The 19,203-nt window shown below is 69.2% G+C and carries 15 protein-coding genes, 1 tRNA gene and 1 pseudogene; 11 read left to right on the top strand and 6 right to left on the bottom strand.

Features of this window, described 5'->3' with window-relative positions:
- The first annotated feature begins 133 nt into the window (after window positions 1-133).
- Window positions 134-742 carry a phosphatase PAP2 family protein gene (locus tag G555_RS21360; protein WP_169337917.1) on the top strand — a complete coding sequence of 203 codons (609 nt, stop codon included), beginning with the start codon at window positions 134-136 and terminating at the stop codon, window positions 740-742.
- A gap of 144 nt (window positions 743-886) precedes the next feature.
- Window positions 887-1,594 carry a response regulator transcription factor gene (locus tag G555_RS19905; protein WP_051209033.1) on the top strand — a complete coding sequence of 236 codons (708 nt, stop codon included), beginning with the start codon at window positions 887-889 and terminating at the stop codon, window positions 1,592-1,594.
- On the opposite strand, the gene G555_RS0112800 is transcribed toward G555_RS19905, so the two are convergent.
- Complete coding sequence (locus tag G555_RS0112800; RefSeq protein ID WP_028709163.1) at window positions 1,581-2,912, bottom strand: sensor histidine kinase; 1,332 nt, start codon at window positions 2,910-2,912, stop codon at window positions 1,581-1,583. The genes G555_RS19905 and G555_RS0112800 overlap by 14 nt on opposite strands.
- 334 nt (window positions 2,913-3,246) lie before the next feature.
- Window positions 3,247-4,257 carry a hypothetical protein gene (locus G555_RS22350; protein WP_051209031.1) on the bottom strand — a complete coding sequence of 337 codons (1,011 nt, stop codon included), beginning with the start codon at window positions 4,255-4,257 and terminating at the stop codon, window positions 3,247-3,249.
- A gap of 416 nt (window positions 4,258-4,673) precedes the next feature.
- On the opposite strand from G555_RS22350, the gene G555_RS19895 reads away from it, so the two are divergent.
- The 3 genes from G555_RS19895 to G555_RS0112780 all read left to right on the top strand — a co-directional run bounded on the left by G555_RS19895 (window position 4,674) and on the right by G555_RS0112780 (window position 7,573).
- On the top strand, window positions 4,674-5,486 hold the full coding sequence (locus G555_RS19895; protein WP_051209029.1) for a hypothetical protein: 813 nt from the start codon (window positions 4,674-4,676) through the stop codon (window positions 5,484-5,486).
- Between the two features lie 109 nt (window positions 5,487-5,595).
- The gene (locus G555_RS0112785) at window positions 5,596-6,558 is read left to right on the top strand and encodes a hypothetical protein (RefSeq protein WP_028709162.1); all 963 of its coding nucleotides are present in this window, start codon (window positions 5,596-5,598) and stop codon (window positions 6,556-6,558) included.
- A gap of 151 nt (window positions 6,559-6,709) precedes the next feature.
- Window positions 6,710-7,573, top strand: coding sequence for a DUF6882 domain-containing protein (locus G555_RS0112780; protein WP_028709161.1), 864 nt, complete (start codon window positions 6,710-6,712; stop codon window positions 7,571-7,573).
- Between the two features lie 126 nt (window positions 7,574-7,699).
- Here the strand turns inward: G555_RS0112780 and G555_RS0112775 are convergent, their stop codons facing one another.
- The 4 genes from G555_RS0112775 to G555_RS0112755 all read right to left on the bottom strand — a co-directional run bounded on the left by G555_RS0112775 (window position 7,700) and on the right by G555_RS0112755 (window position 11,082).
- The gene (locus tag G555_RS0112775) at window positions 7,700-8,107 is read right to left on the bottom strand and encodes a DUF3788 family protein (RefSeq protein WP_169337916.1); all 408 of its coding nucleotides are present in this window, start codon (window positions 8,105-8,107) and stop codon (window positions 7,700-7,702) included.
- Between the two features lie 243 nt (window positions 8,108-8,350).
- Window positions 8,351-9,415, bottom strand: a complete 1,065-nt coding sequence (locus G555_RS0112770) for an IS630 family transposase (protein WP_028709159.1) — start codon at window positions 9,413-9,415, stop codon at window positions 8,351-8,353.
- Window positions 9,416-9,608: 193 nt separating this feature from the next.
- On the bottom strand, window positions 9,609-10,820 hold the full coding sequence (locus G555_RS0112760) for a Fic family protein (RefSeq protein ID WP_028709158.1): 1,212 nt from the start codon (window positions 10,818-10,820) through the stop codon (window positions 9,609-9,611).
- Window positions 10,821-10,999: 179 nt separating this feature from the next.
- Window positions 11,000-11,082: transfer RNA gene (locus tag G555_RS0112755), tRNA-Leu, on the bottom strand.
- A gap of 164 nt (window positions 11,083-11,246) precedes the next feature.
- Between G555_RS0112755 and G555_RS0112750 the strand changes: the two genes are divergently transcribed.
- The 6 genes and pseudogenes from G555_RS0112750 (at window position 11,247) to pknB (ending at window position 19,005) form a co-directional block, all read left to right on the top strand.
- On the top strand, window positions 11,247-11,957 hold the full coding sequence (locus tag G555_RS0112750) for an FHA domain-containing protein (RefSeq protein WP_028709157.1): 711 nt from the start codon (window positions 11,247-11,249) through the stop codon (window positions 11,955-11,957).
- Complete coding sequence (locus G555_RS0112745) at window positions 11,957-12,463, top strand: FHA domain-containing protein FhaB/FipA (protein WP_028709156.1); 507 nt, start codon at window positions 11,957-11,959, stop codon at window positions 12,461-12,463. Before G555_RS0112750 ends, G555_RS0112745 begins: the two co-directional genes overlap by 1 nt.
- 6 nt (window positions 12,464-12,469) lie before the next feature.
- Window positions 12,470-13,924, top strand: a complete 1,455-nt coding sequence (locus tag G555_RS0112740; protein WP_028709155.1) for a PP2C family protein-serine/threonine phosphatase — start codon at window positions 12,470-12,472, stop codon at window positions 13,922-13,924.
- 1 nt (window position 13,925) lies between these two features.
- Window positions 13,926-15,230: pseudogene (locus G555_RS19890) on the top strand (FtsW/RodA/SpoVE family cell cycle protein); the annotation flags it as partial.
- Between the two features lie 452 nt (window positions 15,231-15,682).
- Complete coding sequence (locus tag G555_RS0112730) at window positions 15,683-17,113, top strand: peptidoglycan D,D-transpeptidase FtsI family protein (RefSeq protein ID WP_028709154.1); 1,431 nt, start codon at window positions 15,683-15,685, stop codon at window positions 17,111-17,113.
- Between the two features lie 89 nt (window positions 17,114-17,202).
- Entirely contained in the window at window positions 17,203-19,005 is a 1,803-nt protein-coding gene (gene pknB, locus G555_RS0112725) for a Stk1 family PASTA domain-containing Ser/Thr kinase (protein WP_028709153.1), read from the top strand.
- Window positions 19,006-19,203 lie beyond the last annotated feature (198 nt).

The following is a 19,203-nucleotide window of genomic DNA, read 5'->3' as shown; positions in this document are numbered from 1 at the left end:
CTCCGTCAGAACGTGCTCCGACAGTGCTGCTCGCTAGGGTCGATACATGAGGTTCCGATCCCGCCGCCGGGTCCGCGACGCGCGTGGCACGGAGGGCTCCGTTGGACCGCCGCGGGAGGGTTTGCGCCGTCTCGTGACCCACGGGGTCGCGCCCGCGGTGGGGCTGGGAGTCGCCAACGTCGTGGTCGGCCGCGCCCTGGCCGGGCGCCGTGGCATCACCGAGCGGGAGACAGCGATGGTCGAGCGGCTGCAGGAGCCGGCGACTCCGGCGAAGGACCGTGCGTCCCGGCTGGTGTCGACGGTCGCGGACGTCCCCGCGAGCGTCCTCCACGGCATCGCCGCGGTGGCGATCCTGCGCCACCGCACGGGTTCGTGGCGAACGGCCGCGCTGCCCGCTGTCGCCCTGATCCTGGAGACGGGGGTGTACCTCTCCGTCGGCGCCGTGGTGAACCGCGAGCGTCCGGCCGTCCCGCGGCGCGATCACGAACAGCCGACGTCGTCCTTCCCGTCGGGTCACCAGGGTGCCACGGTGGCTCTCATGACGGTGTACGCCGGGCTCGCGCGCGACATCCGTTCCCCGGCTCTGCGCGCCGCGATCAACGCCGCCTGCGTCGCATATCCCGCCGCGCTCGCATGGTCGCGCATGTACGTCGGGATGCACTACCCCTCCGATGTCGCCGCCGGGACGGCGAACGGACTCGCCGCCGGCCTGCTGGCCCGTTCGTGCCTGCGCCGCTCCTGAGCCGCCGACCGTCGAGGATCCGCGTGGGCGTCTCCTGTGCCGCGGCACTCAGCCGGCCGCCGTGTTCCCCATCGGACCTCGCGAACAGGCCCACGGCCGTGGCCCGGTCTCGTTAGGCTGGCGGCGGGAGGAAGGGCAGACGCGATGGCTCGGTACGCGGGACGGGCACCGCTGGTGCTCGTGGTCGAGGATGAGCCCGCCCTGCTCGGAACCTTCACGCGTCACCTCTGTCAGCAGGGCTTCGACGTGATCGAGGCGGCCTCCATCCAGCAGGCCCGTGCGGCGGTCCGGGAACAGCCGCCCGACATCGTGCTGCTCGATGTCCTGCTGCCCGACGGGTCGGGGTACGACCTGTGCGCCGAACTGCGCCGGATGACGTTCGCTCCGATCATCTATGTCACGGCCCTGGGCCAGGACAGCGCGGTGGTGCGGGGGCTGGCGGCCGGCGGGGACGACTACCTCACGAAGCCGTTCAGCCTGGATGTCCTCACGGCTCGGATCAACGCCCTGCTTCGTCGCGCCGGGGCGCGGGCGACGCGGATCGAATTGCCGCCGCTCCACCTCGACTTCGTCACCGGCAAGGTCACTTTGGAGGGCCGCCCGATCACGCTGTCGCACAAGGAGATGCAGCTTCTGGGTTACTTCGCCGCCAATGCGGGGCGCGGCATGACCCAGGAGGAACTGCTGGAGGTTGTGTGGGACGACCGTTCGGGAGTGCCGACGAACACGGTTCGTCAGCACATCTCCAACCTGAGGCGCAAGCTCCGCCTCGACGCTGCGAGCGCGTTCGAACTGATCCTGACCGCCGATCACCGCTACGTGTTCCAGCAGGTCCGGTTCACTCCGCGCTGACGGTCTGGGTCGTCACCCGCGGGAAGGTGCACGCCACCATCGTCCCCTCTCCGAGGTCGGAGACCACGGTGAGTTCGCCCCCATGCGCGGTCACGATATGGCGCGAGATCTGCAGCCCCAGGCCCAGCCCCGTGTCCTTCGCCGAACGCAGCCCGCCGCTGGGGTAGCCGGGCGGTTGGTCGAAGAGCCGGTCGACCATCTCGGGCGCCATCCCTTCGCCGGTGTCGCGGACGGACAGCTCCGCGAAGCCCGCACGCTCGCTGATGGCGACGGTGATGGCTCCCTCGTGCGTGTGTCGCGCGGCGTTCGCGAGCAGGTTCACCAGAACCTGCGAGACCCGCTCGCGGTCGACGAGCACCGCGGGACTCGCACTGCCACGGGCCAGTTCCAGGGTGTTCCCGGTCCGGGTGCACAGCGGAAGGTAGGCACGAAGGGTCTGCTGCACGATGGCCGCGAGGTTCTCCTCCCGCAGATCGAGATCCAGACGGCCGTCGGCGATCCTGGCGACATCGAGGAGTTGGCCGACCAGACGACCCAGCCGCTCCGCCTCGGAGTCCATGACAGCCAGTTCGCGGGCCACAGGCTGACCGTCCGATGCGTTCCGGGCGATCCCCTCGGCGAGGGTTCGCATCGCCGCGAGCGGCGTGTTGAGCTCATGCGCGACGATGGCGAGGAAGTCCGACTTCGCCCGGTCGACCTGCCTGAGCTGGCCGTTCCGCTGCGCGAGCAGGCGGCGGTCGCGGTCGTGCAACCGCAGCAGCAGGTGCAGCGCCACGGCCAACGCGACGCCCGAAACCGTGATGGCGAAGACGATGTCGAGGAACACGGCCTTCTGGGTGGGCAGGGGAACGACGAGTTCCGGGCGCAGGTAGGCCACGAGGCAGCAGGCGGCGTAGAGCACCACCAGCAGCGAGCCGAGGATCCACAGCGTGACGCCCTCGACCATGAAGGCCGTGACGACGAGCGCGAAGACGAAGAAGACCGGCATCCCGCCGATATAGCCGCCCCCGGTGAAGAACAGCCACGGGAAGGTGAGCATGAAGACGCCGACGACCACGAGGACGTAGGCCAGATTGGCTCGCCGGGTGGTCTTGACGAGCCAGGTCATGCCGATCGCGAACAGCGCCATCGCGACGTTGGGCAGCAGTTGCGCCCAGCCGAGACCGTTCACGGCGCTGTGGATGCCGGATGCCGTCGAGACGATCAGGCCCGTGGCGGCGGCGACCAGGAACGCCCGTCCCCGGAAGTCGAGGCCGTCCCAGCCCGTCAGCCGCAGCAACGGCGCGGGGATGCGATGGTGTTCGGCGGAGAAGACCATGGCCGGACCCTATTCGTTTCGGGTGGTCGATGAGCCACCGATGCACGAATCCTCACCCGAGGACTCGGGAGCGCCGGGTGTCCGGACGACACCCCCCGTGGCCAGGACACCCGACCGCCCCTTGCAGCGCCCGAAGGCGAGGACCGGATCCCCCCTGTCTCACAGCCCACCCCATCGTCAGCGTCAACCGAGTCCGGCATCGACGGCGTGGACGCAGCCGACAGAAGGATCCGGTTGCTCCGAGGCTAAGCCCGGCGCACCGGACGCTCCGGGCCGGTAAGGAGATCTTTATCCGCCCCGTGAGCGGCTGCCGCCCGGCGTCCGCAGCAGGCCGCTATCGCCTCGACCATCTCGGCTTCGCCACCAGGACTCCTCCGATGCCGATCAGCGCCAGCGCCAGCATCGCGAGCAACGTCATCGACGACGACGTCCCGGTCTCTGCGAGTGGTCCCGTCGGCGGCTGCGTCGCGGTCGGGCTCACGGGATCGCCCGACTGCGTCGGGGTGACGATCTCCGACGCGCTCGTCGTCGCGGACGGCTCCGGGCCCGACGTGCTCGTGGACGTGGGCGTGCTCGTCGTCGTGGGCGTGGCCGTGGTCGTGGGCGTCGTCGTCGGTGACGGTGCGCACTCGACGAAGGTGATGACCACCTGTCCATCGCCCTCGCGGTCCCCGGTCGTGAACTGCGCACCGGTCGCGCCGTAACTGGACCCGCCGCCACCGCCCGCACCGGAGTTGTACTCCGTCGGGGACGCCGCACCGCCGCCACCGCCGACATAGCCACCGCCGCCACCGCCACCGGCGCCGCCGTGCGGATCGCCGATCGAGTCTCCGCCGGCGCCGCCGACGCCCCCGACGGACGACTCGCCGTCCGTGCCGTTGGGGTTGACGACCCCGTTGACACCACCCGCACCCCCGGAACCGCCGGACCGGCTGACCGTCGTGCGTCCGCCGCCGCCACCCGCTGCGATCCCGGTCGCATAGCGGCCGCCCTCGCCACCACCGCCGTAGCCACCCGGGGCGTGCGTCCCGGCACTCTCGGCGGCCTCCTCGCCGGCGCCACCCGCGCCGCCGACGTCCACCACGAAGACCTCGCCGGGGGTGACGCTCAGATCCAGGTCGACCTGAGCACCCTTGCCGCCCAGCACGTCGTACTGTCCCGTGCCGCCTTGGGCGCCCGAGGCCGAGATCTCCGCGCGGCACACGCCTGCGGGCACCGTGACGGACTGCGCCGCGCCGCTGAACGCGATCGTCTCGGTGGTATCCGCCCAGGCCGGCTGAGCGCCCAGGATCGAACCGGCGGCCACCGCCAGCCCCACCGCCGGATAGACAAGAGATCGACGCATGCCGCGTCCCTTCGAGAGTAGTTTCGCGCTCGCCTCGACAACCGCGCGGAATCGAGCGTTTGCAGGTTGCGGGGAAATTATCATGTGAATGCACGCGAAACGAATTTCCGCGACGTGCCGAACAGCACTGCGGCCCTTCCGGCCGTCGGAGCGTCCCGGCCCACCCTCCCGCCAGGGTTGAGGAATCTCGACCCGACGCATGGACCGCGACGGCGTCGAACGCACTCGGGAGATATCCGAACCACACGGTTCAAAAATGCCGCCACAAGGGGTTCGATCGGTTAGTCTGTGTGCCCGGCATAATTCTGGTGCCGAGCAGTCCGCAATACACGGCTCCACCGGGGCGAAGGCGACGCCGGCGACCCGACGGCCCTGACGGCGACGACAAGCCTCGATGCAGTGTTGAGAGGAGACCGATGGGAACACGGGCATACGACATCTGGTTCGGGATCGACGACGGCCTGGTCGCGGAGGAGCCCACCTCGTCACAGGGTGTGGCCGCACCGGATCGTGCTCCCGACGGGTGGGTCGGCTCCGCCGGGCCGGGCATCGCCCCGGAAGCCTGGCCCCGCGGCTCGTCGACGGGTCTGCCGATGTTCCATGCGATCACGTTGCGCCTGCCGGCGGAGTACCGGCGCAGGGGCCCGGGCCACCCGGGGATCGCCTTCTTCCAGGGCGAGGGCCAGTTCGCCGAGCAGTTCGTGCCCACCGGGCCCGACGATCCGTTCGCCACCGACATCGCACACGCAGGTCCGCACGCCATGCTCACCCGCCTGACCGACGTCATCGACGGGCAGTTCGCACTGCTGTGGCTGACCGAGGAGGAACTGGCCGCGGGCCCCACCCTGCCGCCGCCGGACTCACGGCATCCGGGCGAGCATGCGGCCACGGACGAGGGGCCGAACGCCTGGGACGAACAGCAGCCCACCGTGCCGGTGTGGCTCCTCGAGCGCGACGATCCCAACGCGGGCCTCGCCCCCGTCGAGGAGCCGGGCGAGGGATCGGCGTATCAGGATCGATGGAACGCCGCCGGCGACGACCTGCACCCCTGGGCCCAGCACCTGGCACCGTGTCATCTGGGCGGAACCTGCTTCCCGACCCAGTGGATGCCCGAGGGACTGACCCCCTGGTACCTGGAGCTGGTCGAACTTCCCGGGCTGAACTTCGGCGGGGACGGGAGCGCGCAGATCGATCTCGAGTCGGACGTCTTCGACTGGGCCTGCGGCTGATGGGGCGTCTCTCCGGGCCGCCGCGGACGGACCCCGGGCAGGGTGGGAGCCGAAGGAGCGGACGTCCCCGGAGGGGGATCGTCGGATCGCCCGGGCCGGCGGGCGGATCGTGACCCTGCGCCTCGCACGGCTCGAGACGTTCCCGGAACTGCCCGGAACGCGGCCGGGCTGGGAGTCGGGCGGCGCGAGGCCGCGGTTCCGCCTGGCCGGCGGGGTCGCGGTGCGGCTCGGCCGCGACCTGACGGCGGAACTCGAGCGCCCTTCCGCTCTGCGGCGTGACGCGACCCTGCTGACGGCGAGCGACGATCTGTCGATCGTCGTCGCCGCCGGGCGATCTGCGGCGTGGGTCGAGCGACCGGACGGGGTGCTCACGCTGCCGATCCCCGGAGTGGACTCGGCCGCCTTCCCCGCCGCCCGCACCGACCGGCTGCTGCTCACTGTCGCCGACCCCGACGGCGGACCGCACGAGGTGCTGCTGATCGATCCGACGGCCGGGAACGACACCGCCGCGAGGATCGATCGCCTCACCGTCGACACCGAGGACGCCACGGCGTTCAGCCTCGTCCACCCCGCCGACGGGTCGGTCCTGATCGAGTTCGCGATGGGCCAGGACGGGTCGGCCCTCCTGCGCGTCGACGTCGTGAACGACCGACTGACCGCCGAGGAGCTGTTTCCGGGCGAGGATCCCGTCACGGCGTGCTTCTGCGAGGACGGCTCCCGGCTTCTGCTGGTGCCGCACCCGACGGATCCGGAGACGACTCGCGTGGTCTCCTGGCCCGGGCTCGCCACCATCGGCAGCCTCGATGCCGCCGAGGCCGGCGTCGACATGGGCTGGGGCCTCTCGGCGACGATGCTGCCCGATGGCCGCGTCCTGCTCATCGCGCAGGGCGAGGGTCTCGTCGCGACGGGACCGGCACTGGAGGATCCGCAGCGGATCGACATCCCGTGGCTGGACGAGGACGGTGAGGTGGAGTGGGTCTGCGCGCTCGATGAGCGACGACTCGCGCTCGGCGTGTGGACACCGCAGGATCGCCGCATCGACGTGTGCCGGGTCTCGGAGGGGCCACCGTGACCACCGTCCGCATCTCCGCCATCGCGGCGTTGCCGGAGAGTCGGCGGGCTCCGCGCGGCCGCTCGACGACCCCCGCGGCGCTCGCCGGAACTGAGCCTGGCCGCGCTCCAACACCCGTCGACGCCGATGCGGACATCACGGAAGGAAACCCATGAACGACAGTCTCACGCTGCACCTCTCATCTGAGGGCGATCCCATCCGTCAGCTCGCCGACCAGGTCATGATCCTGGCGACCGAGGCGCAAGAGGTCTTCGCAGAGCGATACGGTGCCTACGCCTGGCGGGCCGATCTCTCCGAGCCCGCGGTGTTCTGGTTCGAACGGGAGCCGCCGGCGATCTTCCGTCCCAGCTTCGTCGGCTCCGTCTCCGGCTACTCGAACACCTGGTTGTGGGGCTGGGAGAACATCAACGGCTACCCCGATGCCGTCGTGGACCTCGCTTCTCGGACCAGGGCGGTCGGCGAGCAGGTCGGCAGCGTCGAGCTGACGACCGCGCAACTCCCGCTGGATGCCGACGCACGGAAGGCGGACGGCCTGGCGGAGAGGGAGGCCCCGCCGCATGACTACGTGCTCGCCGCCATGGCGGTCAGCGGGTTGCGCGCACCGGTCTTCTACCGGGCGCCCACCGGCGACGACTCCTACGCCTGGTTCGTGCTCGACAACCCGGAGGAGTTCGACCTGCCGGCACCTTCGGTCCTGCAGCTCGCGACCCTGATCCCCCGCCTCCTGCAAGCGGGTCTCCTCGACGATCACCGTCTCGCCGTGCGTGCGTACGCGACGCGACGCCCGGGGCTGTCGATCGTCGAGGACGGTGAGACAGTGACGCTGACGGCACCGGACGGCGCGCTCACGGCGACCTTCGACGAGCTCGGACGGCTGACGAACCTCAGCGTCCGGGCGGCAGCGTCACAAGCCGCACCCGAACGCGAGCCCGTGAGCCGTACGGAGACCGAGCCGAAGGCGCGCGGCCTGTTCTCGCGCCGGCGGCGTGGCAAGGAGAACCCGGACCGTCCATGAGACGTCCCGGGAGCGGTTCCCGCCGGGCCGAGAGCCATCGTGGCGGCCCGACCGCGTCCCCTTCGGTTCCGTACGGCGACCGGAGCGCCTGCTGCACCACGCCCGCCGGCGGCGCCGGTGGCCGAGCTACGCCAGCCTGAGCCTCGCGGCGATCACCGCGATGGCGGTCCCGGTGTCGCGGGCCGACCGCACCTCCAGGGTCACCGGAAGCAGCCTTCCGCTGAGCGGGGTCCGGGCAATGGCGTGACGAAGCCCGGCGAGGTTCTCGTCGTCGAGCAGCGGTTCGCGGTGCCGCTCGGCGAAATAGCAGGTCACCCGGACGTACCCGCCTTCGACGCTCAGCCAGGCGACGGTCCTTCTCCGGCCGACGGCCTTGGCAAGCCAACCGCCGTCCCGGTAGTACCGCCATTCGACCGGCGCGCCTGCCGCTGCGAGATGATTCGTCAGCGTCGTCCAGCACGGAGCGGCATCCCCGAGCGCCTCCTCTATGAGCGACGCTGTCGGCTGATCATCCGGCTCCTCGAACACGGGCATGTGACGATCTTCCCAGGCTGGCCGCCGATCGGCGTGCCTGGTGACCGGAGTCGCCGGCGGAACCCAGCAAACGAATGCTCGCTTCCTGACGGAAATCGGCGCGAATCCGGCAGAACCGGAGCGCTCGACGGTCGACTCCCTCGCGGCCCGGACGCGGGCGAGCCACCCGGCACGAACCGATCCGATCCGGATCCGTTCGACACGACCTCCGAACATGACAGAAGGCCGACCACTGATCGGCAGCTAGTCTCCTGCGTCTGAATCTCGTTTACGGCTGGCGTGGGGCAGGATCTCGTCGGCGGTCTTGGTCCAGGTGAAGGGGTGGCAGCGGTCGTTCCAGCCGGCGATGAACTTCCGGATCGCGGTCACCAGTTGGGGGACGCTGTCGAAGCTGCCGCGCCGGATGGCCTGGCGGGTGATGATCCCGAAGAACACCTCGACCAGGTTCAGCCAGGAACCAGACGTGGGTGTGAAGTGCAGTGTGATGCGCGGGTTCTTGGCGAGCCAGGCCTGGATCTCGGGGTGTTTGTGGGTGTGGTAGTTGTCGACCACCACATGCAACTGTCGGCGGGGGTAGGCGTGGGCGACCTTCTTGAGAAAGTCGCCGAACTCGGCCTTGCCGTGCCGGTCGTAGCAGGCATCGGTCACGCGCCCGGTGGCGATCCCGAGGGCGGCGAACAGCGTGGTGGTGCCGTTGCGTTTGTAGTCGTGGGTGGCCTTCTCCGGCAGCCCGGGACGAACCGGCAGGATCGGGGCGGTCCGGTTCAGCGCCTGGATCTGGGACTTCTCGTCCACACACAACACGATCGCCTTGGCCGGCGGGTCCAGATACAGCCCGACCACGTCACGGACCTTCGCCTCCAGCTCGGGATCGGTGGAGAACTTGAACGTCTCCCTGCGCCACGGCTTGATCCCGTACTTCCGCCACGCCCTCGCCACCGTGGCATCCCCGACCCCCAACTGGGCGCCAAGCAGCCGGGTCGACCAGTGCGTCACCGCCAGACGCTCCGGCGGCGGCTCCAGGGTGGCGGCCAGGATCCCCCCATCATCGATCGTCTTCGGCCGCCCCGAGCGGGGCTCATCATCCAACCCGTCGATCCCCTGGGCGGCGAACCGGTCCCGCCACTTGATCACCGTCGGACGCGAGATCCCCAACCGTGCCGCGACCTGCGTCGTCCCAGCGCCGTCCGCAACCGCGAGCACGATCCGCGCCCGCTCCACACGACCCGCCGACACCGTGCTCGACCGCGCCCACGACTCCAGAATCACCCGATCCGGCTCGCTGAGCTCCACAACTGATGATGACATGACCCATCACCCCACAATGTCAACGAACTAATGACGCGCGATACTAGATGATCAATTCCAAGGGGTTAGTGGTCGTAGGCAGTGAGTGAGCGGAAGGTGTTTGCGTCGGCGTGGTCGTTGTGCCAGATGACGGCGACCAGGGCGAGGAGTCGTTGGGCGATCAACGTCTGACAGCTACCCCCGAGCCATTGCCTTACCGGCGACGCAGTTGTTGAGCATAGGCATCCAGAACCTGAAGAATCCCGTCGTGCTGGTAGACCCGGTTGCGCTTCAGACCGGTTCGCTCGACGAGCACGCCCGCTCGCGTGAGCTGATCGAGCGCACGCTGTGCGGCCACGTCACTCATTCCCAACTGGCTCGTCAAGAACCGTGCGTTGATCACCGGATGGGCGACAAGGTGAGGAAGCACGGTCCAACCGGCGGCGTCCTTCCGCAGCCCGGCAAGCTGCTGTCGCGCCTGGTCAGCCTGAGCAGCCAGATCGTCGACCAGCTGCGCCCCTGACCTGGCCGCGAATAGCGACGCGTCGGCGAACGCCGCGATGATCGGCCCCGCATCGCCTGACCGGAAGTCACCCAGAGCGGCGAAGTAGGGCTCAACGTCGCGCAGCAGGCCGGCCGAGATCGGTGCAGTCGTGGACCTGAGCACCCCAGCCGCAGCGAGCATGGCATGGACGAGAGCTCGCCCCGTCCTGCCGTTGCCATCCACGAAGGGGTGGATCGTCTCGAACTGTGCGTGGGCGATCGCCACATGGGCGACGACAGGGATGTCCCGGCGTCGCAGGAAGCTGACCAGATCTGCCATTGCTGCCGGCACCAGCTCTGACTGTGGAGCAACGTGGGCAGCCCCGCGCGGTGTGATTGGCGACGATCCCACCCACACGAGCTGATTGCGATACCTTCCGGCATGCTCCTCCCACCCGGATTGGCCGGACAGCAACTCCCTGTGCATCGCCAGGATCGAGTTCTCATCGAGCCGGCCGGACAGCGCCAACGCCGCCTCCATCGTCCGCACGTTGGCAGTCACAACGCGGGCGTTGTCGGACTTGGCTTGGTCGAGTTCAGCCAGAGCAAGCTGCGTGGCGCCAACTGTGAGGTTCTCGATCTGAGAACTCGAGGCAGACTCGGTCCGAAGCAGAATGCTGCTCATCGGTCCGAGACCAGGATTGCCCGCACCCAGGACCAGACGCGCATACTGATCGAACTGCACCAGCGCAGCCTCGGCCTCGGCAACGTCGGCGGCCAAGCCGGAGGGAAGCTGTGGGACGTAATCGACGATGGGTGGCGTGATCGTCGACTGGTACGGGCCGTTGGCGGCTGCGATCGCTGCTCTGGAGGCGTACGCGTCGTGGGCATGCCAGAAGTGCTCGGCGTGGCCGAGCGCGGGGAACGCAACGAATGGAAGCAACGCGCCCTCCTTACTAACACCTCGATTGTAGTCGTCAGTAAGGAGCGTGTGCAGGTACTGCGTGCCAGATGCCTGGCACGAAATGGCCCGATCCGGATCCGTTCGGCATGACCTCCGAGCATGACAAAAGGCCCCGCGACCAGGGATTGTCCACCTAGTCCCGAGACCTTGTGTGCTCGTGCGCGAGAGAGGAGTTGAACCTCCACGCCCTTTCGGGCACACGGACCTGAACCGTGCGCGTCTGCCATTCCGCCACTCGCGCGTGACCTCGTGAGGCCAGCCCGGAAAGACTAGCACAGGCCGCCGGGCGGTCGCCCACCCGAGCGCCGCGACTCTGCGAACACCCTCGCATGTTGACCCACCGGACAGTTCACTCTGAGTAAGCTCTGGGGCGAAGCTAGCATTGACGACTTGGGAAGGGGGCGCATGGGAGTCTTCGACAAGATCGAGAAGAGCATCGAAGGGGCGGTCAGCGGCGTCTTCGCACGAGCCTTCAAGGGCGATGTCCAGCCCGTCGAGATCGCGGCACGACTGCAGCGCGAACTGGACTCCGAGGCCAAGCTGCTGTCGATGGACCGGCGGCTCGTCCCCAACGAGTTCGTCATCGGCTTGTCCTCCCACGACTACGACCGGCTCACGCCGTACTCCAAGACCCTCAATTCCGAGATCATCCCCGCCCTGCGCGAGCATGCGACGGCCAAGGGGTACATCTTCAACGGACCGATCGGCGTTCTCTACGAACTCGACGGGTCCCTCCCCACCGGCAAGTTCACCGTCGCCTCCCGCGCCGTCGCCGGGGTCGAGACCGACGCGGCGCCCGAGTCTGTGAGCCAGCTCCGCACAGCGCACCTGGTCATCGAGGTGAACGGCGTCCGCCACCCGCTGCTCCCCCCGGGCCTGACGATCGGACGCGGCACCGAGTCCGACCTCCGCATCAACGACCCCGGCATCTCCCGTCGCCACGCTCAGATCACTGTGACCGGCCGCGGCGAGGACACCTCCGTGCTCATCGAAGACCTCGGATCGACCAACGGCATCATCGTGAACGGCCAGAAGGTCGCCAGGGCCACCCTGACGAAAGGCACCCGCATCGAGATCGGAAGCACGCGACTGGTCGTCCAAGACGCGGGTGAGTGATGTCCGAACTTGTCGTCTTCGCGCTTCGCATCGCGTTCTTGGTGCTGCTGTGGCTGTTCATCCTGTTCGTCGCCAACATCATCCGGACGGACATGTGGGGCAAGGCGGTCCCCGTCGACACGGGCGACGCCGCCGAACGGAGGTCCTTCCCGCCTCCCGACGCCCCCGCCGGTGCTGCGACGCCGGCCCCCGCGGCCGGACGCGCCGGCGGGCGGAAGCGTCCCCGCTACCTGACGATGGACAACGGCCCGCTGGCAAGCCGGACGTTCACGCTGACAACGACGCTCACACTCGGCCGCAGCGTCGAGAACGACATCATCCTGACCGATGACTTCGCCTCCGGCCATCACGCCCGGATCGAGCCGCAGTCGGCCGGGGTCGTGCTCACCGACCTGGGATCCACCAACGGGACGTTTCTCAACGACGAACGCGTCGCAGAGCCCCGGACGCTCCGCCCCGGCGACCGGCTGCGGATCGGGCGAACGACCATGACCCTGGGGCGGTAAGTCGACATGCCCCTGTCCCTGCGTTACGTCTGCCACTCCGAGATCGGGCTCGTCCGCAAGAACAACCAGGACTCCGGGTACGCCTCTCCGACCATGCTGTTCGTCGCCGACGGCATGGGGGGCGCTGCGGCCGGCGACCTCGCGTCCACCGTGGCCGCCCGGGCGCTCCAGGACGCCGACGGGCATTTCGAGGGCGAGCAGATGCTGGACGTCCTCGTCGAGACCCTGGCCCGCGCCAACGACACGATCGCCGACCTCGTCGTCGCCGACCAGTCGCTGGAAGGCATGGGGACGACCGTGTGCGGCGGCATGTTCGACGGCAAGAGCCTGGGCATCGCGCATATCGGAGACTCCCGCGGGTACATCGTCCGCGACGGACATCTGATGCGGCTCACCCGCGATCACTCGTGGGTGCAGCAACTCATCGACGAGGGCCGCATCACCGAGGATGAGGCCCTCACTCATCCGCACCGCTCCCTCATCCTCCGGGTGCTCAACGGTCAGCCGGTCATCGAGCCCGAGTTCGATCTCATCGACCTCCAGGACGGTGACCGGCTGCTGTTCTGCTCCGACGGCCTGTGCGGTCTCGTCGACGACGAACAGATCGGCGTCGCCCTGCAGAACCCCGACCTCGACAACGTCATGGAGATCCTCATCGACGCGGCCCACACCGGCGGCGGCGTCGACAACATCACGATCATCCTCGCCGATCTCCTCGCCGAGTCCGTCACCCCGCAGGAGCCCGTCCTGCTCGGCGCAGCGGTGACACGCGAGATCCCGGCCACCACGCGTCCGACCACCAGCCTCGAAGCCGACGAGGAGACCGAGGACACCCTCCGCATCGACCGTTCCGACAGCCGGCTCTCCCGCACACCCATGCCGCTCGATCCCGACGCCGGCGAGCGTGCCCGGTACAAGCCCACCATCGCCAAGCGCAAGGGACGCTGGTTCCGCTTCGCACTGGCGGTCCTCGTCCCCGTCGTCGCCATCGTCGCCGGCCTGTCGGTGTGGTACGGATACACCCGCAACCTGTACTTCGTCGGTGCCTCCGACGACGTGGTGACGATCTTCCGCGGCGTTCCCGACCAGGTGGGCGACGTGCGGTTGTACGAGGTGTACGAGAAACAGGAGACCCGAGTCGCCGACCTGCCACCCATGTGGGCCGAGAAGGTCCGCGGGCGGCAATTCCCCACGGGCAACCTCGAGAACGCCCGAACCACCGTGGGCGAGCTCGAGCAGTTTGCCGCGGAATGCGTCAAGACCCGCGAGGAGCGGGCCAAGGCGACGCAGACGCCCTCCCCCACCCCCGTCGCCACCTCGCCGTCGGCGTCGAGCGTGTCGGCCGCGCCGTCCCTCGGCACGCGCCCGGCCACCGCCGGCACGATCTCGGCCGCCCCGACCGGATCGGCGTCCGACCCCACGACCGACGCGACACCCTCGGGCGCGACCGAAGGCTGCTGACATGGCGGCCGAAGTCACGGTGACCTATCGGAAGCGGCGCAACGTCGAACTGGCGATGGTGCTGCTCGCCCAGATTCTCGGCGCGGGCGGGTACGTCCTGACCCACCTGTTCCGGGACGCCCGGCTGCCCGGCGAATGGCCGTACGTCGTCGGCGCGTGGGTGCTGATCGGGCTCGTCGCGCACCTCGTCGTGCGCTTCACGATGCCGTACGCCGACCCGGTGATGCTGCCGATCGTGCTGCTCCTCAACGGCCTCGGGCTGGCGATGATCCACCGGCTCGACCTGGCGACCGTCCCGCCCGGATCGGACGCCGTCACGCAGTTCGTCTGGACCTGCGTGGCCGTCGTCGGGTTCGCGGCGACGATCCTCGCGATCCGCGACCCCGAGCGGCTGCACCGGTTCCCCTACATCCTGTTCCTCGTCGGCGTCGTGCTCCTCCTGCTGCCGCTGGTGCCGGGGCTGGGGCGGACGAACTACGGCGCGACGATCTGGATCAGCATCGCCGGGTACAGCTTCCAGCCGGCCGAGATCGCCAAGATCGTCCTCGCCATCGCGTTCGCGTCCTACCTCGCCGACCGGCGCACCGTCCTGGCGCAGGCCGGCCACCGGTTCCTCGGCGTCGAACTCCCCCGCGCCCGCGATCTGGGGCCGGTCCTGCTGATGTGGGGGGCCAGTCTCATCGTCCTCGTCGCCGAGAGCGACCTCGGCACGTCGCTGCTGTTCTTCGGCCTGTTCGTGATGATGCTGTACGTCGCTACCGAGAAGATCGCGTGGCCGATCCTCGGCGGCCTGCTGTTCGTCGGCGGCGCGTTGCTGGCCTATCAGTTGTTCGGTCACGTCCGGGTGCGAGTGTCGAGCTGGCTCGACCCGTTCTCCGACTTCCAGCAGAACTACCAGATCATCCAAGGGCAGTTCGGAATGGCCTGGGGAGGTCTGTTCGGCCGCGGCTGGGGGCTCGGGAGCCCCAGCCTGACACCGCTGGCGAAGTCCGACTTCATCGCCACCGCCATCGGCGAGGAGCTCGGCACCGTCGGGCTGATGGCGGTCATCGTCCTGTACGCACTGCTGGTGACCCGCGGTCTGCGCACCGCTCTCACCGTGACCGAGCCGTTCCTCAAGCTCCTCTCGGCGGGGCTGGCCTTCGTCGTCGCGCTCCAGGTGTTCGCCATCATCGGCGGCGTGACGCGGCTGCTCCCGCTGACCGGCCTGACGACGCCGTTCATGTCTCAGGGCGGATCCTCGCTGTTGGCCAACTGGGTGGTGCTCGCGCTGATGCTCATGGTCAGCCACATCGCCCGCAAGCCCCGCCCCGAGCCGGTCGCGGGGCCGGTGGAGGTCTCCCTCGCGGCCGACGCGACGCAGGCGATCCCCGTCCAGCGCCTCCCCCGCAGCCCGATCACGCCCGACGATCCCGCGGCCGCCGCTCCGACGGTCCCGCTCGGCGCAGGCGCCAAGACCGAGATCGTCGCCGGGTCGGGGCGATCCTCGGACGCCGTCGACCCCGACGCCCCGACCTCCTACATAGCGGTCCCGGACGCCCCCACGTCCCAGATCGTGAGCCCGGACGCCCCGACGACGTACATCCCCGGCATCGGCGCCCCCGGTCCCGACGTGTCCGCCACCGGCATCCCCGACACGCAGCGCCCGCACACCGCAGCCACGCCCGAGAGCGCGCCCGAACCCGGCCAGGACGCCCCGCCGTCCCCGCTCCCCGATCCCGACGCGACACGCCAGGTGCCGCGCATCGGAGGTGACCAGTGAACAACCCGATCCGCCGCACCGCGATCATCTCGCTGCTGATGATGGCGCTCCTGCTGGGCAACGCCACCTACTCGGTGCTGTTCCGCCAGGCCGGGCTGTACAACAACCCCGACAACAGACGTGTGCGCGTCGCGGAGTTCGGGCAGAATCGCGGCGCGATCCTCGTCGGCAACACGGCGATCGCCGCCAGCGAGCCGGCGGACCAGAGCTCCTTCAAGTACCTGCGGACCTACTCCGACGGCGACCTCTACGCCCCCGTCACCGGGTTCTACTCCTACCTCTACGGCCGCAGCGGGCTGGAGCAGAGCTACAACTCCGTGCTGTCGGGCTCCGACGACTCCTTGTTCCTGCAGAAGCTGCTCGGCCTGGCGACCGGCCAGGCGTCCGAGGGCGCGTCGATCCAGACCACCCTCGACGCCGCCGCACAGCAGGCCGCCGCCGAGGCGCTGGGGACGAACACCGGCGCCATCGTCGCGATGAACTGGAAGACGGGCGAGATCCTCGCGATGGTGACGAGCCCCAGCTACGACCCCAACACGTTGTCGACGCACGACACGAAGGCGTCGGAGTCGACGTGGAAGGCCCTCAACGCCGACACGACGCGGCCCATGGCGAATCGGACCGTCCGCGAGGTCTACCCGCCCGGATCGACCTTCAAGCTCGTCACGGCTGCGGCGGCGCTGGAGAACGGATACACCGCCGAATCCCTGCTGGACGCACCCGACAAGCTGACGCTGCCGACGACCAACACCGTCCTCGGCAACACGATGGACTGCGGCGGCAGCAAGATCACCATCGACCAAGCGCTCCGCGTGTCCTGCAACACCGCGTTCGCGAACCTCGGGCGCGCGCTCGGCGACGACAAGATCCGGGCACAGGCCGAGAAGTTCGGGTTCGACAGTGCCCAGTTGAGCGACCTCAACGGCGTCGCGAGCCGATTCCCCTCCGACCCCGACGTGCCGCAGACCATGATGAGCGCGATCGGGCAGTACGACGTGGCGGCGACGCCGCTGCAGATGGCGATGGTGGGTGCCGCGATCGCGAACGACGGCGTGCTCATGAAGCCGCAGATCGTGAAGTCGGTGCGCACCGCCGACCTCCAGGTCATCCGGTCCTACAGCCCGGAACGGCAGTCGGTGGCCATGAGCTCCGCGAATGCGAAGCTGCTGAAGAGCTGGATGGTCAGCGTCGTGGAGGACGGCACCGGCTCCCCCGCCCAGGTCTCCGGAGTGACCGTCGGCGGCAAGTCCGGCACGGCCGAGTCCGACGGACAGCGGAAGCCGTACGCGTGGTTCGTGGGCATTGCCGAGAACCCCGACGTCGTCGTGACGGCGTTCGTCGAGTCGCGGGCGTCCTCGCTGAACGAGAGCAGCAGCAGTCGCCTCGCCGGCCCGATGGTGGCCAAGGTGATCGAATCCCTCACATGAGTTCCCGCACGTGGCCGATCCGCGGTCGGTCAGAATAGAGTGCAGCCTGCGCACGGATCAAGCCCGCGGCAACGCCGAAAGGACACGGCATGACGGATGAGCCTCGACGTCTCGGGGGACGCTACGAGCTGGGTGACCTGCTCGGACGCGGCGGCATGGCCGAGGTGCGTCGCGCCAGGGACGTCCGCCTCGGCCGCGATGTCGCGGTCAAACTGCTCCGGGTCGATCTCGCCACCGATTCCACCTTCCAGGCACGCTTCCGCAAAGAGGCCCAAGCGGCCGCCGGATTGAACCATCCCAACATCGTCGCCGTGTACGACACCGGCGAAGAGGCCGACCCCGCGACGGGCGTCATGGTCCCGTACATCGTGATGGAGCTCGTGGTCGGGCACACCCTGCGCGACATCCTCCGCGACGGGCGCCGCATCGTCCCCGAGCGGGCTCTGGAGATGACCCAGGGAGTCCTGGACGCGCTGGCCTACTCCCACAAGTCCGGCATCATCCACCGCGACATCAAGCCCGCGAACGTGATGCTCACCCGCACGGGCGTGGTGAAGGTGATGGACTTCGGCATCGCCCGCGCCGTGTCGGACACGTCGTCCACGATGACGGCGACCGCGGCCGTGATCGGAACCGCCCAGTACCTGTCCCCCGAGCAGGCCCGCGGCGAGATCGTCGACAATCGCAGCGACGTGTACTCGACCGGCTGCCTGCTGTACGAACTGCTCACGGGGCGCCCGCCGTTCAGCGGCGACTCGCCTGTGTCGGTCGCCTACCAGCACGTCCGGGAGACGCCCGTCCCGCCGAGCCAGCTCGACTCGTTGGTGACGCCCGAGATGGACGCCATCACGATGAAGGCGCTCGCGAAGGATCCGATCGACCGGTACCAGACCGCGACCGAGATGCGCGGCGACATCGCCGCCGCGATCGCCGGCCGGCCGCTGATGGCCCCTGCGGTGGCGTCCCAGCCGAATCCCGAGGACTACGCCGAGACGAGCCTGCTGCCCGCGGGCGGCGCCGACGAGACCGCGCTCCGCACCGGTCCCGCCCGCGCGGTCGACGAGGCCGAGAACGGAAAGAAGAAGAAGATGAAGGGCAGCACCGTCGCCCTTCTCGTGCTCAGCGGGCTCGTCGCGGTCGCCCTCATCGCCGTCGGCGTGTTCCTCCTCGTCCCGACGGCGCCGAAGACCACCGCCGTGCCGTCGGTGCTGACCTTCAACCAGGCGGCCGCCGAGAAGGCGATCGCCGACGCGGAGCTCCAGGTGAAGGTGGAGACGACGGCCGGGCCCGACGACAGCTCGGTGAACACCGTCACACGGCAGGACCCGGCAGCGAACACCGAGGTGACCCTCGGCAGCACGGTGACGATCACGATCAATGTCGGCCCGAGCAAGCTCACGGTGCCCAGCGGGCTGGCCGGCAAGGACGCCGACGAGGTGGTGCAGCAGTTGAAGACCGCCGGCTTCACCGACGTGTCCAAGAAGGAGGACACGTCCGAGGACGTCAGCGCGAAGGCGAACCAGGTGACGCGCGTGAACCCCGCCGAAGGAGCGACCGTCACTCCCGACACCGCCGTCGTCGTGTACTACGCGACAGGGAAGTCGTCCGTCCCGAACCTGTACGGCCTGACACAGGACAAGGCCAAGGAGATGGCCGAGCAGGCGGGATTCGACGTGACGTTCGAGACGAAGGAGGACGCCACGGCCACCGAGGGGACCGTCGTCTCGCAGATCCCCGACGCGGGTTCGGTCGAGGAGCGGACCAGGATCATCACGGCGTACCTCGCGAAGCGCCCACCCGAGCCGACGACGCCGACCACGCCGCCGACGACAACGCCGCAGACCACGCCGCCGACGACAACGCCCCCCAGCCCGAGCGCCACCGAAAGCTGACGCCCGGACGCCAAGGTCCTTTCGACGGGCTCAAGGACCAGTGGCCGAGCCCGGGAGGTCTGAGATTGTCCGCCCCCCGGTGGTTGAGCCCGCCGCACGGTGGTTGAGCCTGTCGCACGGTGGTTGAGCTTGTCGAAACCACCCCGGCCGAAGCCCCTTTCGACAAGCTCAAGGACCAGTGGCCGAGCCCGCCGCACG

The organism is Propionicicella superfundia DSM 22317, from assembly GCF_000423465.1.
GTDB lineage: Bacteria > Actinomycetota > Actinomycetes > Propionibacteriales > Propionibacteriaceae > Propionicicella > Propionicicella superfundia.
This window is presented reverse-complemented; position numbering and strand designations above follow the sequence as displayed.

Bases quoted from the DNA above. Each gene is read 5' to 3' on its own strand.
- G555_RS19895 (WP_051209029.1), top strand. From the start codon at position 4,674: ATGGGAACACGGGCATACGACATCTGGTTCGGGATCGACGACGGCCTG.
- G555_RS0112770 (WP_028709159.1), bottom strand. From the start codon at position 9,415: ATGTCATCATCAGTTGTGGAGCTCAGCGAGCCGGATCGGGTGATTCTG.
- G555_RS0112800 (WP_028709163.1), bottom strand. From the start codon at position 2,912: ATGGTCTTCTCCGCCGAACACCATCGCATCCCCGCGCCGTTGCTGCGG.
- G555_RS0112745 (WP_028709156.1), top strand. From the start codon at position 11,957: ATGTCCGAACTTGTCGTCTTCGCGCTTCGCATCGCGTTCTTGGTGCTG.
- G555_RS0112780 (WP_028709161.1), top strand. From the start codon at position 6,710: ATGAACGACAGTCTCACGCTGCACCTCTCATCTGAGGGCGATCCCATC.
- pknB (WP_028709153.1), top strand. From the start codon at position 17,203: ATGACGGATGAGCCTCGACGTCTCGGGGGACGCTACGAGCTGGGTGAC.
- G555_RS0112740 (WP_028709155.1), top strand. From the start codon at position 12,470: ATGCCCCTGTCCCTGCGTTACGTCTGCCACTCCGAGATCGGGCTCGTC.
- G555_RS0112750 (WP_028709157.1), top strand. From the start codon at position 11,247: ATGGGAGTCTTCGACAAGATCGAGAAGAGCATCGAAGGGGCGGTCAGC.
- G555_RS22350 (WP_051209031.1), bottom strand. From the start codon at position 4,257: ATGCGTCGATCTCTTGTCTATCCGGCGGTGGGGCTGGCGGTGGCCGCC.
- G555_RS19905 (WP_051209033.1), top strand. From the start codon at position 887: ATGGCTCGGTACGCGGGACGGGCACCGCTGGTGCTCGTGGTCGAGGAT.
- G555_RS0112775 (WP_169337916.1), bottom strand. From the start codon at position 8,107: ATGCCCGTGTTCGAGGAGCCGGATGATCAGCCGACAGCGTCGCTCATA.